Here is a 14,767-nt window from a genome sequence, read left to right on the forward strand (position 1 = left end):
ACCTGAAGAGCGCGCCCCGAGGCGCGCTTTTGATTGTTAAAGATATGGGCGAATGTGAATTCCCCCTCAAACAACGCGGATCAGAAAAATGAAGATCAAGAATTCGCTCAAGTCGCTCAAGGCTCGCCATCGCGATAACCGCCTGGTTCGCCGTAAGGGCCGCATCTACATCATCAACAAGCAGAACCCGCGCTACAAGGCTCGTCAGGGCTGATTGCGCATTTGCAGTTTCGTGATGCCGACCGTCGCGCACGGTCGCCACGAACTGCGGGTTGCTTGCAGATCACATCAAATTTTCTTTGATCTTCGGCGCTGGCGGGCTACTATGCCCGCCATGCGCTTTTTTGCTTTGACCTATGCGGCGCTGCCGCTTGCCCTCGCCCTTCTCTCCTTTTCTCTTCCCGCTACCGCTGCGGAAAAGGACGTCATTGTCGAGCAGAATACCGGCGACGCCTCGCCGAAACAGCGGCTTGACACCCTGTTTTCGGAACTGAAGCGCGAACGCGATCCCGACAAGGCGCAGGGCATCGCCACTCAGATCCGCATGGAATGGAACGACTCCGGCAGCGCCACGATCAACCTCTTGATGCAATGGGCTGAAAAAGCGGTCGAGGAGAAGCGGAATGCCGCGGCACTCGATTTCCTCGACCAGGCAATCGCGCTCAAGCCGGATTATGCGGAAAGCTGGAATCGCCGCGCCACGCTGAATTACGCCATGGGCAACTACCGCAAATCCATGGCCGACATCAACCAGGTGCTGCGGCTGGAACCGCGCCATTTCGGCGCTCTCGCAGGCATGGCGGCAATCCTCGGCGAATCAGGCAACGACCAGCTGACCTTGAAGGCCTGGGAGCGATTCCTGGAGATCTATCCGGCCGAACGCACGGCGCAGGAGCAAGTGAATACGCTCTCTGAGAAGCTCGCCGGCAGCCGGACGTGATCTTGACGGAAAATTCGAGAGAGCTAATCTAACAGGATAGGTTGTAATCGTTCAGACGGTCACGAGCATGATCGCCGAAGTGTCCACTTTTCTCATCCCTGTCATTGCTGCCATCGGCTATTCCTCCTACAAAGCGCGAAGCTTCGAGCGCACCTTTCCCAATATCGGCGAATTGACTGACATCGGCGGCTACCGCCTGAATGCGGTCCATGTCCCCCGCCCGCAGAGCGCTGACCTGCCACCGCTCGTCTTCATTCATGGCGCCAGCGGCAACCTCCTCGACCAGTTCGGCGCCTTCCGCAACGCGCTGGAAGGCAGAGCGGAGATGCTCTTCATCGACCGGCCGGGGCACGGCTATTCCGAGCGCGGCGGACCGGAAAACGCCTATCCCTCCGGCCAGGCGGATGCCATCGCCAAACTCATGGAAAAACGGGGAATTGAGAGGGCGATCATCGTCGGCCACTCCTTCGGCGGCGCGATCGCCGCCGCCTTCGGCGTGCGTCATCCGGAAAAGACCGCCGGCCTCCTCTTCCTCGCACCCGCCACGCATCCCTGGCCGGGAGGGATCGACTGGTATTATCACGTCGCCACCGCTCCGGTCCTTGGTTGGCTCTTCAGCCACGCAGTCGTCGTCCCGCTGGGGCTGCGGCGGCTGGAAAGCGTCACGCTTGGAGTCTTTCACCCGAACCCGCGCCCTGTCGACTATATCGCCACGACAGGCCCTTCACTGGTTCTGAGACCGAGGACCTTCCGCAACAATGCCATCGATGTCACGAAACTATTCGCTTATCTGAAAGCACACTCGCCCAATTACGGGCAGATCACGGCGCCGACCATCATCATCACCGGCGACTGCGACGATATCGTCTGGGAACATGTGCATTCGCGCGGCCTTGCCCGCGATATTTCCGGCTCCGAGCTCGTCACAGTAAAGGGCGTCGGCCACAAGCCTGATTATCTCGCGACCGATCTCGCTATTGCCGCCATGGAAAAGATCGCGGGAGCGCCGCGTGACCTGCAGGCAATCGCCGGCCAAGTCGAGGAGCGGATCAAGGTCGAGAATATGCCGGGGCTCAACCGATCACCTCCTCCGGCGATCGAACCGGAACGCCAAGCCGCCGGAAATGCCTGAGATTGCTGATTGCGACGAGTTCCTTCCCGGCGATGATGGCATCTGCCATTGCAGTATTGTGATCCTCACTCACGGCCTTCGCTTCGATCTCCTCGGCTGAACCTGCAAATTCACATTGCCTGACGCAGGAGTTGCATAATATCTTTTCTCCTTGCCATTCCGGGAGGGGAAAATCATGGACCGTCTGCGTAGCCAAGCCGTTTCCTTCATCGCTGCCTTCACGCTTGCGCTCGCGGCGCTGGCGCCTGCCTTTGCCGCTTCGCCGGCGCCGGTCGAGGCCCAGCATGGCATGGTCGTCACCGCGCAACATCTGGCGAGCGATGTCGGCGTCGACGTGCTGAAGAGCGGCGGCAACGCCGTCGATGCCGCAGTCGCCGTCGGCTATGCGCTGGCGGTCGTCTATCCGGCGGCCGGCAATCTCGGCGGCGGCGGCTTCATGACGATCCGGTTCGCGGACGGCAGGACGACCTTCCTTGATTTCCGCGAGCGCGCGCCGCTTGCGGCCACCAAGACCATGTACCTGGACGCCAAGGGCGACATCGTTCCTCGTGCCAGCCTCGATGGCTATCTTGCCGTCGGCGTTCCGGGATCCGTCATGGGCTTCGAGACCGCGCGCGAGAAATATGGCACCAAATCCCGCGAGGAACTGATTGCCCCGGCCATCCGCTTCGCCAAGGAAGGCTTCACGCTCGGGCAAGGCGACGCCGCAATGTTCGCCTCGGCCGCCAGTCGCCTTGCGAAGGACGAGACCGCCAAAAAGACTTTTCTGAAGGAAGATGGCAAACCCTATGCCTCCGGCGAAAAGCTGATGCAGCCGGAACTCGCAACGGTTCTGACCGGCATTTCCGAGAAAGGGCCGGACGCTTTTTACAAAGGGGCGCCCGCCGAGGCTATCGTCAAGGCGAGCCAGTCCAGGGGCGGCATCCTCGCCAAGGAGGACTTCGAGCAATATGCCGTACGCGAGCTGAAGCCGATCGAGTGCAATTATCGCGGCTATGACATCGTCTCCTCGCCGCCACCGTCATCCGGCGGCGTCATCATCTGCGAAATCCTGAACGTGCTGGAGGGGTATCCGCTTTCCTATCTCGGTTACGGCTCCGCCGCGACCGTGCAGGTCATGGTCGAGGCCATGCGCCACGCCTATGTCGACCGCAACGCGGCCCTCGGCGATCCGGATTTCATCGAAAACCCGGTCTCGAAGCTGCTCGACAAGGGCTATGCCCAGGACATTCGCGAGAAGATCGACCCCTATCGAGCCGGCGTTTCAGCCAACCTGAAGCCGCTCGGCGGCAAGGAGAGCACTGAGACGACGCATTATTCGATCATCGATGATACCGGCAACGCCGTCGCCGTCACCTACACGCTGAACAGCTACTTCGGCGCCGGCGTCGTTGCACCCGGCACCGGCATTCTGCTTAACAACGAGATGGACGACTTCACCTCCAAGCCCGGCGTTCCGAACCTCTTCGGCCTGGTCCAGGGCGAAGCCAACGCCATCGCCCCCAAGAAGACGCCCCTCTCCTCCATGAGCCCGACGATCATATCGAAGGACGGCAAGCCGTTCATGGTCATCGGCAGTCCCGGCGGCTCGCGCATCATCACCATTACGCTCGAGGCGATCATTAACGTCATCGACTTCGGCATGGACATCAGCCAAGCCATCAATGCTCCGCGCGTTCACCATCAATGGCAGCCGGACAAGGTCTATCTCGAGCCCTATGCGCTCTCGCCCGACACCGAAAAGGCGCTCGCCGCCATGGGCTACAACTTCGACGGCGGTAATGACGGCCCGCCCTGGGGCCAGGCTGCCGGCATCCTTGTTGGCGGCAAAAGCCTGGGCGCGATCGAGAAGGGCGGCGGTGCGCGCTACAACGGCGCCATGGACAGCCGCGCAACGGAGGGAGCGGCGCGCGGTTATTGACCGCATCGGTGGCAAAGCGCCATTCTCACGACCTCAATCATGAATCAGGTCGACCGTGATCGCGATTGGGTCCATTCTGACGCCTGATATCGTCGCTTGCCGGGCCCATTCATGATCTTCATACCTTTGCCCTTCGTCGTCGCCTTGCTGCTCTTCATCCTGCTGATCCGCATGTTTCGGCAGCGGGAGGACAGCCTCGTCGAGAAACGCCCCTTTCTTTTCCTGATTGCCGTCTATGCGCTGCAATCGGTGTTGATCGGCGTTCGCTGGGGCTATGACGTCCTGGAAATGATGCCGGCCCAGGCGACATTGGCAGCGTTGATCCCCGCACTTGCCTGGGTGAGCTTCAAGGGCTTGGCGGCGGAAGAGCCACCCGCATCGCTGGCCGGATCCTGGCCGCATCTGCTACCGGCCGTGCTGGTGCTGGTGCTTTTGGCAATCTGGCGGGATTCGCTTAGCCTCACCCTCATTCTCATCGCCCTTGCCTATGGCGGCGCGCTCCTGTGGCTGGCCCGGAACGGGCCGGATGCGCTGGTCTCGTCGCGTCTCGATGGTGCGCTCCTTTCCTATCGCGCACTTCAGATCACCGGATTGGCGGTCACAGCCTCCGCCATATCGGACATCATCATCAGCCTCGATTTCGCCTGGACGGGCGGCACCCATGCCAGTGGCATCATCACGCTAGGAAATGTCATTGCCCTGCTGATCCTCGGCGGCGCGGCTTCCGTGGCAAGCGCCAGCCGATCGCGGGAAAACCAGCCGCAGGAGAGCCAATCACAGGAAAGCCGGCCACCCGAGCCAACGCCGCCCTCCCCGTCCCCGGCAACCGAGGAAGATGGCGCCGTCGCCGCCTTGCTCGATGAGCTGATGCTGTCGAGCCAGATCTATCGCGATCCTGACCTCAATCTCGGCCGTATTGCGCGGCGGATGAAGTTAGCCGCCCGGCGGGTCTCCACCGCCGTCAATCGCACCCATGGCATGAGCGTTTCGAACTATGTCAACGATTTTCGCATCCGCGCGGCATGCGATCAGTTGCTGGCGACCGATGATCCCGTCACGCGTGTGATGTTCGATTCCGGCTTCATCAGCAAATCGAATTTCAACCGCGAATTCCTGCGTGTGACGGGCAACAGCCCGACCGACTTCAGGCGGCGCAATGCCCGTCCAGAGAGCGTTGTTTCCCTCCAGGACGCCCCATCCTGTCACCGAGACAATATCGCTGTTTCATCGACGCCTGATCCGTCCTATGGATAGGCGTCAGGCATCAATAGAGTCCTCCCATGGTCGATATCGCAATGATCGAAGCCGCCCGTGCTCGCCTCGACGGGCACGCAAGGCGCACGCCGCTTCTCTCCTCCCCTTTCCTCGACGAGATCGCCGGCCGGCGCCTCTTCGTCAAGGCGGAGTGCCTGCAGCATTCGGGTTCCTTCAAGTTTCGCGGTGGTTGGTCGGCGGTCTCGGCGCTGGAGCCTGCTGTCGGGGCCAGGGGCGTCATCGCCTTTTCATCGGGCAATCACGCCCAGGGTGTGGCACTTGCCGCGAAGCTGCACGGCGTCCCCGCCGTTATCGTCATGCCAACCGATGCGCCGAAGCTGAAGATCGACAACACCCGTGCCTTCGGCGCCGAGGTGGTGCTTTACGACCGCGTGAAGGAAGACCGGGACGAGATCGGTGCGCGGCTTTCGAACGAACGCGGCCTCACGCTGATCAAGCCCTTTGACGAGCCACAGGTGATCGCAGGCCAAGGCACGTCAGGTCTTGAAATCGCCGAGCAGGCAGCCGAAGCCGGTATCGGCGCGGCCGAGGTCCTGGTGCCTTGCGGCGGTGGCGGATTGAGCTCGGGCATAGCGCTTGCCCTGGAGGCGAAGGCGCCTTTGATGCGGGTGCGGCCCTGTGAACCCGAAGGCTTTGACGACACCACGCGCTCGCTCGCCTCCGGCAAGATCGAACGCAATGCAGCCATGTCCGGCTCGATCTGCGATGCCATCGTCACGCCGCAGCCGGGTAACATCACCTTTCCGATCCTGAAGCGGCTCTGCGGCCCTGGCATCGTCGTTAGCGACGAGGAGGCCCTTCACGCCATGGCGCTTGCCTTCAAGCGTCTGAAGATCGTCGTCGAACCCGGCGGCGCCGTCGCACTCGCGGCAGCACTCTTCCACGGCGACGCGCTCGAAGGCGATACCGTGATCGCCGTCACGTCAGGCGGCAATGTCGACACCGACATCTTCGAAACGGCATTGAAGTATAATTGAGCTGCGGCCGGGGCGTCACCCGCGCAAAAGTGTACAGCGGTTTTGCGGCAACGACATGCATGAAACAATAGCCTAAAGCCTGTCGCGTGAATCTCTTTTCACGCGACGGGCTTTAGTGGTACGTCACGACGGGATTGAACATCCTCGGCAGGAAGGGACCGAGAGCTGTCTGCGTGTGGCTCCTTGGAATTTGATGTCCACACTCAAAGACGTGAAGCGTAACCGGGACTCCGCGTCGGACAGAGCTTTTGAGAAGAATTCGGCTTGGGCAACAGGAGCGCGGTCGTCATGCTTTCCATGCAGCAACATTGTCTCCGACCGAATTTCAGGTGCGTGATGCAGCGCAGAGCGAACCAGAAAGGCTTCTCTCGATAGGCCCGCCTCCTTCTCGATCGCCCATCGCAAACCGTGTGAACTCTCGTGATAAGCAACTTCAAGATCGTAGACGCCGCCAGATAGAATGACTGCTCGCAGATCAGAAATCTGAGTGGCGACCATTGCCGACGCAACGGCTCCGCGACTGTTGCCATAGAGAACAATACGGCCAGGATCGACGGAAGGTTGTTCCCTCAGAAAGGCGAGAGCAGCTATAATCGCTTGCTGGGTTTTTGGACCGCAGAAATCTGGAGGGCCATCTGAAGCCCCAAAGCCGGGCTGTGAGATCGCCGCCGCAGTGATATTCAAACCAGAACAGAATCGAAGCAGCGCGCCATTATTGATCGCCTCTACCGCTCCCAGGAGACGGCCACCCTGATTGCCGTGGACAAAGAGAATTGCTCCTGCGGGCGTTTCGCTCGGAGCCTGAGCTTGAAAAAGCTCGACTGCGGCTCCGTCACCCCGGTCGATTAGATGTCGAGTCACTACCGGCATAGTCACCATCAGGTTTTGGCGTACAGGGCAGACAGTACTTCAACTTGAGGCATTGGCAACATCCACTGTCGGTGCATTCTGGTGGACTTGTCGCACAATTGCTAAGACCGGTTACGTCAGTGGTTTTTGGCGCAAAACGTATCTCAGTTTTCGGAATTTTAGCGACAGCGCTATGTAGTTTTAGTTCGCAGAAACCATTCCGTATTGCCAAGGGCAAGGCGGCCACAAATAAATCCCGAGGTGCCGGAGTTTTCAGAATGATAAAAATCGGCTCGATCGTGATCCATTGCTACGAATTTGAGCGCATGGTCGCGTTTTGGCAGGAAGCCCTGCACTATGTACCGCGTGCGCCTGCAAGCAGTGACTGGATTGTGCTTTGTGATCCTGAAGGTCGTGGCCCAAATATTTCCTTTCAGGCCCGCGATCGCCGTGGCTGGCGGAGAAGCTGGCTGCACCTGGACCTTTATACCGACTGTCAGGAGGAGGAGGTTCGTCGTTTGATGACGATCGGAGCGAAGCAATATCCGTGGCGCTATCCGCAGGGTGCTGACTACGTGGTCTTGCAAGACCCAGACGGCAATCTTTTCTGTGTCGTGCAAAAGACGCAGATTTCCTGCAGACCGTCCTAAAACGTCCAGGAGCACAAGCCGCCACCGTTTTCGGACGGTCTGTAGGATTTCTGCGGCGTTGTGCATTGTCTTGGAAGCAAATGGCCTTCAGGTTTTCGCCTTTTCATAGGCCATGAATAGATCGGTTACGAGAACGCCATTGATCCGCATCCCAGTCAAATCGGCATCTTTGATGTCTGAATCTGCCAACGTGACCCCGCTTATGGTCAATCGCGATAGGTTTGCATTCGTGATGGCGGCTCCGGACAGATTGACGTTGTTAAAGCGCGCATCTGCAAGGCTGATATCGTCAAAAACCGCTTCGCTTAAATTGGTGTCGGTGAATTTTGCCTTAGTCAAAACAGCGTAAAACCGTGCGTCTGCGAGGTTTACGCCATCGAAATTAGCGCCTGACATATCGGCCCGCTCGTAATGCATTCCCTGCATCTGAGGGCCATCAAATGGGTTGTGTTCTTGGTGATCGCTCATTGTCGTTTCCTAAGGTCAATCATGATTGCGACCCAAAGGATGCCAGATTGCGCAATCATTTGCGACCGTCGAATCTGAAATCGAAACGAGCCCGCGCCAATTCTGGCCGTGCCGTTTGTCGCGAAAATCCCTGACATTTGCGATAAAATCGCCTCGCCTCCTTGAATTCTGCGGAGAATTTCTGTCGCAAAAGTCGGTCGCATGATTTCGAATTTTGCAGACGACTTTCGCGACAGAAAGTATTGGTCATTTCAGATAAGGGTTGGCGTCAAAGCCCGCCCTGGGTTTTCCCGATCTGCGACCTGATAGCGTGCCGCCGGGGTGGAGCGCGAAAGGTTCGGCGCCAGCGCCTGGCGGGCCTTTTCATAGTTGTTGAGCAGGCTGGCGTCGGCCAAAGATGGGATCGTCACGAACTCGCCCTGATCGAAGCCGGCAAGCGCAGCATCGACCATATCGTCCGCGGACATGACGATCTCCGTCGGCAGATGCTCGACCGGCGTGCCGGCGATGCCCCAGAATTCGGTCGCGGTAGCGCCCGGAATGACGACATGCACGCGAATATTTTTGTCATGTAGCTCATGCTTGAGCGACTGGCTGAAGGCGAGCACGAAGGCCTTGCTGCCACCATAGACTCCATTGAGGACCTCAGGCGCGATGGCGACGATCGAGGCGATGTTGATGATCGCACCGCCGCCGCGGGCGGCAAAACCCGGCACGACCGCATAAGTCAGCCGCGTCAAGGCCGTGACGTTGAGCTCGATCATGTCTTGCATCTTGCCGACATCAGCCGAAAGCAACGGAGCCGTTGCACCGACGCCGGCATTGTTGACGAGCAGCGTGATGGTTTGATCGGCCCTCAGCACATCTTCGACCCGGGCGAGATCGGCCCTGTTGCCGAGGTCGGCCACCAGCGTTTCCACTGTCCTGCCGGTTTCTTCCGTCAGACCGCTCGCAAGCGCCTGAAGCCGTTCGCCATTGCGGGCAACGAGAATGAGGTCGTAGCCGCGTTTTGCCAGTCTGTGGGCGTAGACAGCGCCGATACCGGAAGAGGCGCCGGTAATCAGTGCTTTGCCCTTATGTTCCTGTGTCATGATCCAATCTCCTTTTCGCGACGGGCGTCTGCCGCGTTGAGAAGAGTCTTACGCCGGATTGCTTGCGGCATGAATGTCATATATACCACCTTTTAGGACAGATGATTTAGCGACAGAAGGAGATTGCCATGCAGCGCGTTGCCTATCTGCTTTTTCCGGGCTTTCAGACCATGAGCCTGGCGGCTGTATCGGTTTTCGAATTCGCCAATATCCATCTCGGAGACAAGGCATATGAAGTCCTTTATCTCTCGGAGGAAGGCGGGCCGATCGCCAGCTCCTCCTTCGGAATGACGATCGATACCAGGCCATTCGGCGACCCGGGCTTCGACACGTTGATCGTCTCGGGGGCGCCGGATATCCGGCTGCCCACAAAAGGCGAAAGCGCCTTTATCCGCCAATCTCTTTCGACGTCGCGCCGGGTTGCTGCAATCTGCACCGGTGCAATCATGCTCGCGGATTCCGGAGTACTCGATGGCCGCCGCGCGACGACGCATTGGTATATCGCGCGGGAATTGCAGGCGCGCTATCCCAAAGTCAGGGTGGAGGAAGACCGTATCTTCATCGTCGACGGATCCGTCTGGACTTCGGCGGGCATGACCGCGGGCGTCGATCTCGCGCTTGCCATGCTCGAAAAGGACCATGGCGCTGAGGTCGCCCGCGCGGTCGCACGCAAGCTCGTCGTCTATCATCGCCGTGCGGGCGGTCAGTCGCAATTCTCCAGCCTGCTCGAACTGGAGCCGAAATCCGACCGCATCCAACGTGCGCTTGCCTATGCCAGAAGCAATCTGAAAGCGCCGCTTTCGGTCGAGGAACTCGCCGAAGCCGCAAATCTCAGCCCGCGCCAGTTCAGCCGCGCCTTCCGCGCCGAAACCGGTCAATCACCGGCAAAGGCAGTCGAAAATCTGCGCGTGGAGGCCGCCCGTCTGATGATGGAACAGGGCCGCCATTCGATCGACGTCGTCGCTACGGAAACCGGCTTTGCCGACCGCGAGCGGATGCGCCGCGCCTTTCTGCGTGCCTTCGGCCAGCCGCCACAGGCGATCCGCCGCAATGTCCAGCGCGAGTATGCGGCGTAGGGCGGGATGCAGAAAAGTGCGCGCGGTTTTCCGTTCGGAATTGCGTAAGACTTTCCGTAAATCGGAACCGATCTAAACATGCAGCACTTCAAAGTGCTACAGCGTCCTTTGTGCGTCTGAAAAGACGCACGGCGCTGTAGATGTGAGCTTTCACCAGATTGCCTGTTTGATGAGGGGCGGCATAGCAAGCCCGGCCATGATTTTATGGCCGTTCTCTGGGGCAGTTATCTGGCGCGAACGCCTCCCCGCTCTCCCTCTTTCCTGTGCTTGTCACAGGAATCCAGCCGCCGTGCGTCCGCACGGCGAAAAGACTCCTGTCGGATGTCGTCAGAAGTCTCGTTTGGCACACGGCTCCCCCACACTCCGTCATCCTCGGGCCTTGGCCCCGAGGATCCATACATAAGCTGCCATGGAAATGGATCCTCGCCTCATCCCTAGGCTTAACCCGACGACCAAGGACGACGGAGAGGGCGAGGCAAAGGCGACATACTCGTCCCTTGTCAATGTGATGGAACAGAGCAAGACATCTCTGCTCCCGCTGGCGTTGAAAAACGAGTCCCTCGCGCCGCGGACACGGCGCGGCTGGATCCCTGTGACGAGCACAGGGAAGAGGGCGTGTGGCGAAGCGTCAACACCAGACAACAATCCCCGAGATCCGTTGCTAGCAACACTTTCCGATCGAATCTCTACGGCGCGGACGCCGTCCGCTGGACTGACTTGGTGAGGCAGAACGAGGCGCACTCGTGGGAGCAGGAGGCCGAAAAGGGTGCACGGCTTTCCGGCGGCACCCGCTCCAACTTTCTATTGAGAGACGGATCCAGAAATCATCCGGCTCTAACGCATGCGATCGCTTAAAGCCTGCCGGATCGCGACCTCGACCGGCGAATAGGCACCGTCCTCCCGATGCAGCTGATAGGGTTCCGCCAGACCGAGGGGCGGCTGTGCCATGAACCGCGGCGTCGATCCTCGATGCTGCTGCGCCGCATGAACGAGGAAAGGATGGCACAGATAGACAGTGCCCGCTTCCCCGGTCGCCAGCGCTTCGGGGCGATCAGCGCCCATCTTTTCGAGCCGCATGTGCGACCGGCCCGCCTCGCCGGCAGGTTCGAGGAACCTTGCCATGTCGATATGCGAGCCGACCCTGATCCGCGTCGGCGCATCCTCCGTTCCCACGTCAGAAAAGAGGAAGAGCATCAGCAGCGCCCGGCCGCGAGACGTCACGTTCACGCGCCAGGACGAGAAGTCGCGCTGCTCGTTCGGATCGCAATCGTCACCTGGAAAGCTCAGATCGACGTGCCAGCCGGTGCCGCCGGGCTCGTCCGGATGCGGAAACCGCACGACGAAGGCTCCAAGACCGTCGCGAGGCAGCCAACGCCCTCTGCCGACGAGTTGATCGAAAGCCGCGCGGAGAATGGGCGTATTGGCTGCCGTATTGAATGGCTCACCGCCATATCCAGGCAGCCAGACGACCGGCTTTGCCCATGTCGCCGGATCGTCCGGATCGAAGGGAATATCGCGCCACATGATGGCGCGGCCCTCTTCGGCCAGTTCTCGGGGAAAGGCTCGGTCTATCCGGACGAACCCGTCTCGAATGAATTGCCGAACCTGCGCATCGCTGAGCGCAGGCGCACCTGGATATGCATCATTTGTCATGAGATCTCTCAATTGTTGAACCCGTTACCCAGCGACGCGGGCAGGGAAAGGTTTGCTTCGGTCAAGACCAAAGCCACAGCGAAAAGCTGTCATAGGCCCGTGTCTTCATTCGCCGGCGGCGACGCCTCAGCGGCTTATGAAGAAGACCGACGCGATATTGAGAGTAAGGATCATCATGGCGGCAAACTAACCTTGACCGAAGGCAGGGTCAACGGTGAACGGAAAGCTGCTGCGCACCCAGATGCTGACGCGTCTCACTGTACTGCGCTCTCGACAACGTCCTTGGCTGTCGACGTCCGCGAATAGCGGCCGCCTCCCGTGATCGCCCGAGGTAGCACTTTGCGTACCGCTTCATGGACGGATTGCAAGAGGATCTGAGCCAACCTCGCCGTCGCAGGTTCGGGCTCCGCTTCGGCGCGATGCAGGACAAGGCCAAGTTTCGGCAGATCCGGCAGGCCGGCTTCGCGCGGGATCAGCGGCTTGACCTTGGCAGGCAGCCCGATCGGCGTACGGACGGTCAGACCCAATCCGGCGGCTGTCGCCGCCCACAATCCCCCGAGACTGGGGCTGACGAAGGCAAGCCGCCAGGAGAGATCGGCCGCGTCCAGTGCCCTGGTCGCCGCCGTTCGCATCAGGCAAGGCGCCTCCAGCGAAGCGAGCGGCACCGGCTCACCGCGCTCCGCCTGCCAGGCATTTGCACCGGCTGCCGGGCCGACCCAGCACATCGGCACCTCGGCAATATGCTCGTAGTGCGGCGTCAACGCACCGTCGCTCCAGGCGAGCGCGAGATCGAGCTTGCCTGTCGTCACCCGCTCGAGCAATTCGACATTGCGCACGACGCGCGCCTCGATCCTGACCTTCGGGTGTGCGCGCGCAAAGCGGCCAAGCACCTCCGGCAACAGGGTCTCGCCGAAATCCTCCTGCAGCCCGAGCCGCACCCAGCCTTCGAGTTCGACGCTGTGAACGGCCGCTGCCGCCTCATCGTTGAGATCCAGCAGCCGGCGGGCATAACCGAGCATGGTCTCGCCGGCTTCCGTCAACGCGAGGCCGCGCCCCGCTTTGCGAAAAATTGGCGTGCCCGCCTGCTCTTCCAGTTTCTTGAGCTGCGCGCTCACGGCCGAGGTCGATCGGCCGAGCCTGTCGGCCGCCTTGGCAAAGCTGCCCAGTTCCACGCCGGTCGCGAATGTGCGCAGCACATCCAGATCGAAGATCGTCCGTCGCATCTCAATAGTCCTGTTTTTATGGACGATATGTCCGATAAATTCTGATTTTTCGCATTATCGTGACGTGCGATAGACTTGGTGTCAAGATGACCCAGGTTAAACTATCAGGAGAAAGCCCATGCCGTTCGCCCGTATCTCCCTTCTGAAGGGCAAGTCCGCGGACTATCTGCGCGCAATATCCGACAATGTGCATCGCGCGATCGTCGAGAGCTTCAACGTTCCCCCGAACGATCGCTTTCAGGCCATTCATCAGCATGATCCGGAAGAGCTGATTTTCGATCGCAACTATCTTGCCGGACCGCGCTCGGACGATTTCGTGCTGATCGCGCTTTCCACCGGCAGGCCGCGCACGACGGAGGTCAAAAAGGCATTTTACAGGCGCCTCGTCGAACTGCTGGCGCAATCGCCCGGCCTGCGGCCCGAGGACGTGATGGTCATCATCAGCACGAGCACAGCCGACGAATGGTCGTTCGGCAATGGCGAGGCGCAGATGACGGAAGCTGGTTGGGAAACCCGCGCGACTGGAGGAAAGTGATGACCGGCATCAATCCGACGCGCATGACCATCCGCCGCCCGGGCCATGCGACCCACGCGCCGGAGGGCGTTTCGACCGCACCCTTCTGGGTCGAAATGCTGCTCGACGGCAGCGCTGACGGTGAAAATACGGCGATGCGGGCCACGCTCGATCCCGGCACGCTTACGCATTGGCATACCCATCCGCGCGGCCAATGGCTCTATGTCCTCTCCGGTATCGGACTGGCCCAGCGCGACGGCGGTCCGGCCGAGGAGATCCGCGCCGGCGACGCCGTCTGGTTCGCCGCCGGTGAGCGGCATTGGCATGGCGCTGCCGCCGACAGTCCCTTCAGCTATATCAGTGTCCAGCCGATGGAGGGTGGGCGCTTCGTCGACTGGCTGGAACCGGTGGAGGAAGAACGATGATCGCCATGCAATACAGCTTCACCCTGCCCGCGGACTATGACATGGACATCATCGACCGCCGCATCCGCGAAAAGGGACCGATACTCGACGGCTTTCCGAACCTTGCCTTCAAGACCTATCTCAGCGCGCGCCGGGACGAGTTCGATTCCCGGGAAAATCTCTATGCACCCTTCTATCTCTGGCAGAAGCCGGAAGGCGCAAGCGATTTTCTCTGTGGTCCAGGCTTCGAGGGATTGACCCGATCCTTCGGCTGGCCCGGCGTGAGGACATGGATCGTTTGGCAGGCGGAAGTAACATCGCATGTCGGCCGCTCGGCATTCGCCACGCGGGAAATTCTGGAGACGGAACCCTATGCCCCGCTCGCCGATATCCGCCGACGGGAAAGCGAGGATGCCATCACCGATGTCGAGCGGTACAGCGCGCTTGCCTCCGTCTCCGGCTTCGAGCCGACGACCTGGACGCGGGTGCGATTCAGACTATGGCGCGAACCGCCGCAATCCGGCAGCGGTGTGCAGATCTATCGTGTCGGGCACATGTCGCTGGCAGCATAAAAAAGCCCGCCGCGTCGTGGGA

The 14,767-nt window shown here is 60.3% G+C and carries 15 protein-coding genes and 1 pseudogene; 11 read left to right on the top strand and 5 right to left on the bottom strand.

All coding sequences use genetic code 11. From position 1 onward, the window contains the following. Positions 1–88: 88 nt before the first annotated feature. The 6 genes from ykgO to AAE029_RS10755 all read left to right on the top strand — a co-directional run bounded on the left by ykgO (position 89) and on the right by AAE029_RS10755 (position 6,245). Positions 89–214, top strand: coding sequence for a type B 50S ribosomal protein L36 (ykgO, locus tag AAE029_RS10730; protein ID WP_007826467.1), 126 nt, complete (start codon positions 89–91; stop codon positions 212–214). Positions 215–325: 111 nt separating this feature from the next. After that, complete coding sequence (locus tag AAE029_RS10735; protein ID WP_371072811.1) at positions 326–940, top strand: hypothetical protein; 615 nt, start codon at positions 326–328, stop codon at positions 938–940. Positions 941–1,007: 67 nt separating this feature from the next. Beyond that, the gene (locus AAE029_RS10740) at positions 1,008–2,072 is read left to right on the top strand and encodes an alpha/beta fold hydrolase (protein ID WP_371072812.1); all 1,065 of its coding nucleotides are present in this window, start codon (positions 1,008–1,010) and stop codon (positions 2,070–2,072) included. Positions 2,073–2,247: 175 nt separating this feature from the next. Continuing rightward, the gene (gene ggt, locus AAE029_RS10745) at positions 2,248–3,993 is read left to right on the top strand and encodes a gamma-glutamyltransferase (RefSeq protein WP_371072813.1); all 1,746 of its coding nucleotides are present in this window, start codon (positions 2,248–2,250) and stop codon (positions 3,991–3,993) included. 111 nt (positions 3,994–4,104) lie between these two features. Then, positions 4,105–5,247 (top strand): helix-turn-helix domain-containing protein, encoded by a 1,143-nt coding sequence (locus AAE029_RS10750; protein ID WP_371072814.1) that lies wholly within the window; start codon positions 4,105–4,107, stop codon positions 5,245–5,247. A gap of 26 nt (positions 5,248–5,273) precedes the next feature. Next, the gene (locus AAE029_RS10755; protein WP_371072815.1) at positions 5,274–6,245 is read left to right on the top strand and encodes a threonine/serine dehydratase; all 972 of its coding nucleotides are present in this window, start codon (positions 5,274–5,276) and stop codon (positions 6,243–6,245) included. 112 nt (positions 6,246–6,357) lie between these two features. On the opposite strand, the pseudogene AAE029_RS10760 reads toward AAE029_RS10755, so the two are convergent. After that, a pseudogene (locus AAE029_RS10760) lies at positions 6,358–7,124 on the bottom strand (alpha/beta hydrolase family protein). A gap of 248 nt (positions 7,125–7,372) precedes the next feature. On the opposite strand from AAE029_RS10760, the gene AAE029_RS10765 reads away from it, so the two are divergent. Next, a complete protein-coding gene (locus tag AAE029_RS10765; RefSeq protein WP_371072816.1) occupies positions 7,373–7,744 on the top strand; it encodes a VOC family protein in 372 nt (123 codons plus the stop codon). 87 nt (positions 7,745–7,831) lie between these two features. Here the strand turns inward: AAE029_RS10765 and AAE029_RS10770 are convergent, their stop codons facing one another. Together AAE029_RS10770 and AAE029_RS10775 are read right to left on the bottom strand one after the other, a co-directional pair. Next, positions 7,832–8,212, bottom strand: a complete 381-nt coding sequence (locus tag AAE029_RS10770; RefSeq protein WP_188822279.1) for a pentapeptide repeat-containing protein — start codon at positions 8,210–8,212, stop codon at positions 7,832–7,834. 251 nt (positions 8,213–8,463) lie between these two features. Then, positions 8,464–9,303 carry an SDR family NAD(P)-dependent oxidoreductase gene (locus AAE029_RS10775; protein WP_371072817.1) on the bottom strand — a complete coding sequence of 280 codons (840 nt, stop codon included), beginning with the start codon at positions 9,301–9,303 and terminating at the stop codon, positions 8,464–8,466. A 128-nt stretch (positions 9,304–9,431) separates the two neighbouring features. On the opposite strand from AAE029_RS10775, the gene AAE029_RS10780 reads away from it, so the two are divergent. After that, positions 9,432–10,379, top strand: coding sequence for a GlxA family transcriptional regulator (locus tag AAE029_RS10780; protein WP_371072818.1), 948 nt, complete (start codon positions 9,432–9,434; stop codon positions 10,377–10,379). A gap of 834 nt (positions 10,380–11,213) precedes the next feature. Here the strand turns inward: AAE029_RS10780 and AAE029_RS10785 are convergent. Both AAE029_RS10785 and AAE029_RS10790 read right to left on the bottom strand, forming a co-directional pair. After that, positions 11,214–12,032 (bottom strand): phytanoyl-CoA dioxygenase family protein, encoded by an 819-nt coding sequence (locus AAE029_RS10785; protein ID WP_371072819.1) that lies wholly within the window; start codon positions 12,030–12,032, stop codon positions 11,214–11,216. A 254-nt stretch (positions 12,033–12,286) separates the two neighbouring features. Then, complete coding sequence (locus AAE029_RS10790) at positions 12,287–13,255, bottom strand: LysR substrate-binding domain-containing protein (RefSeq protein WP_371072820.1); 969 nt, start codon at positions 13,253–13,255, stop codon at positions 12,287–12,289. 118 nt (positions 13,256–13,373) lie between these two features. Here AAE029_RS10790 and AAE029_RS10795 point away from each other — a divergent pair, with 118 nt between their 5' ends. The 3 genes from AAE029_RS10795 to AAE029_RS10805 are packed head-to-tail and all read left to right on the top strand — an operon-like array spanning position 13,374 to position 14,745. Then, positions 13,374–13,790: a tautomerase family protein gene (locus AAE029_RS10795; RefSeq protein WP_371072821.1), complete on the top strand. Its 417-nt coding sequence runs from the start codon at positions 13,374–13,376 to the stop codon at positions 13,788–13,790. Then, on the top strand, positions 13,790–14,194 hold the full coding sequence (locus AAE029_RS10800; RefSeq protein WP_371072822.1) for a cupin domain-containing protein: 405 nt from the start codon (positions 13,790–13,792) through the stop codon (positions 14,192–14,194). Before AAE029_RS10795 ends, AAE029_RS10800 begins: the two co-directional genes overlap by 1 nt. Further along, positions 14,191–14,745, top strand: a complete 555-nt coding sequence (locus AAE029_RS10805) for a DUF4865 family protein (RefSeq protein ID WP_371072823.1) — start codon at positions 14,191–14,193, stop codon at positions 14,743–14,745. The genes AAE029_RS10800 and AAE029_RS10805 overlap by 4 nt, the downstream gene beginning before the upstream one ends. The last annotated feature ends 22 nt before the right edge of the window (positions 14,746–14,767 follow it).

Source organism: Sinorhizobium sp. CB7 (assembly GCF_041357635.1).
Lineage (GTDB): Bacteria > Pseudomonadota > Alphaproteobacteria > Rhizobiales > Rhizobiaceae > Rhizobium.